The following is a 1,970-nucleotide window of genomic DNA, read 5'->3' as shown; positions in this document are numbered from 1 at the left end:
CCGCGTCTCTCTCTCGCTGTCCGTGGCGCGCGGCCGCCCCCCGCCGCCCCCCCGCGCCCCCCCCCCCCCCCCCCCCGGACCGGGCCCGCCGCCTCACCCCCGGACGTCCGCTTGCTGCGGCGGGCCGTAGTGCCCGAGGAACATGTCCACCCCGCTGACGATGAGACGGTCCGTGAGATCGTCGTCGACGTGCGTGCCGTACGTGCTGAAGACCATGTGGGGGAAGATCAGCAGTGCGTACAGCTGGAGGATCGCGGTCTCCAGGTCGGGGATGACCAGTCGGCCCTGGTCCGCGAGCGCGCGCAGGGCGCCGGCGACTGCGGGGTGGTGGCCCTCCGGACCGTGCCCCTGCCAGGCCCGGCCGAGTTCGGGGAAGCGGTGCTGTTCGGCGGCGACCAGTTTGCGCAGGGCGATGACTTCCTTGTTCGTCCTGACGGCGTGGACCCAGGCACGGGCGGCGTCGATGAGGGCGGTACGCAGATCCCCGGCCTCCGACAGCCCTTCGAGCGCGGTCGATGAGGCGTTGCCGAGGGGTTCGTCCAGCGCGCTCGTGATGACCGCGGTGAACAGCGCCTCCTTGCTGCCGAAGTGGTTGTAGACGGTCACTTTGGACACGCCCGCATCGGCGGCGATGGCGTCCATGCCGACTCCGAAGCCGTCACGCAGGAAGAGCCCGCGCGCCGCTCGGACGATGGCCTGCCGCTTCGCTTCGGCGCGAGGGCCGCTGGGGGGCTGCTTGGCGCTGTCCATGCTCATGAGCCGATCCTAGCAATGAACTGAACTGAACAGTTGAGTTTATATGAACTGGACCGTACAGTTCACGGGACTTCCGCTCCTCGCGACAAGGACGTGTCATGACTCATTCCGCTCATTCCGCACGGGACACCCACTACGAACCGCAGCACGAGCTGCCACCGACCGACCCGCGCCGCTGGGCAGCCCTGGCCGTCATCTGCGTCGCGCAATTCATGCTGATCCTCGACGTCACCGTGGTGAACGTCGCCTTGCCCGACATGGCCGCAGACCTCTACCTCGACCGGGCGACGCTGACCTGGGCGGTCACGGCGTACACCCTGTGCTTCGGCGGTCTGATGCTGCTCGGTGGCCGCCTCGCCGACGCCCTCGGCGCCCGCCGCACCCTGCTCGCCGGGCTGGCGGTCTTCACCATGGCCTCCCTGGTCACCGGACTCGCCGACAACGCGGCGACGCTGCTGGGCGGGCGGATCGCCCAGGGCATCGGAGCCGCCCTGCTCTCCCCTGCGGCGCTCTCGATCGTCACCACCACCTTCCACGGCAGCGAGCGCAACAAGGCACTGGGTGTGTGGGCCGCCCTCGGCGGCTCGGGCGCGGCGGCCGGGGTGCTGATCGGGGGCGCACTGACCGACGGGCCCGGCTGGCAGTGGGTCTTCTACATCAACGTCCCCGTCGGCCTCGCCGTGCTCGCGGCCCTGCCGGTGCTCGTCCCTGCCCGCGCCCCGCAGCCGGCGCGGCTCGACATACCGGGCGCGCTCCTGGCCACGGCGGGCACCGGCTCTCTTATCTACGGTCTGGTGGAGGCGGGGGACGCCGGATGGGGCAATGCGGGCACGCTGCTGCCGGTGGCCGCCACGGTGGTGCTGTACGCCGGGTTCGCCGCGGTCGAACGGGCGAGCCGTGCGCCACTGATGGACCTTCGGATGTTCACTCGGCGGCCGGTCCTCGCGGGCGCGTTCCTGATGCTGATCGCCACCGCGCTGCTGATCGCGTACTTCTTCCTCGGCTCGGTCTACCTCCAGCACGTCCGGGGCTTGAGTCCGTTGAAGACCGGTCTGTTGTTCCTGCCTGTGGCCGTGGCCACCGGTCTCGGTGCCCACCTCGCCTCCCGGCTCGTCGGCCGGGTCGGCAGCCGGCGGGGGGCGCGGGGGGGGCGGGGGGGCGGGCGCGGCGGGGGCGGGGGCGGGCCGCCGGCGAGGGCGCGCGAGAGAGAGCGC

General features: G+C 71.8%; 2 protein-coding genes. One reads left to right on the top strand and one right to left on the bottom strand.

Features of this window, described 5'->3' with window-relative positions; all coding sequences use genetic code 11:
* Positions 1-93: 93 nt before the first annotated feature.
* Positions 94-756, bottom strand: coding sequence for a TetR/AcrR family transcriptional regulator (locus tag ACFW2E_RS41040; RefSeq protein WP_384475479.1), 663 nt, complete (start codon positions 754-756; stop codon positions 94-96).
* Between the two features lie 98 nt (positions 757-854).
* Here ACFW2E_RS41040 and ACFW2E_RS41035 point away from each other — a divergent pair.
* Positions 855-1,970 (top strand): MFS transporter (locus ACFW2E_RS41035; protein ID WP_384475476.1); only part of this gene is annotated, 1,116 nt, incomplete at its 3' end.

The sequence above is a fragment of the Streptomyces sp. NPDC058964 genome (assembly GCF_042741275.1).
Classification (GTDB): Bacteria; Actinomycetota; Actinomycetes; order Streptomycetales; family Streptomycetaceae; genus Streptomyces.
This window is presented reverse-complemented; position numbering and strand designations above follow the sequence as displayed.

Coding starts and splice junctions, on each gene's coding strand:
- ACFW2E_RS41040 (WP_384475479.1), bottom strand. CDS start 756: ATGAGCATGGACAGCGCCAAGCAGCCCCCCAGCGGCCCTCGCGCCGAA.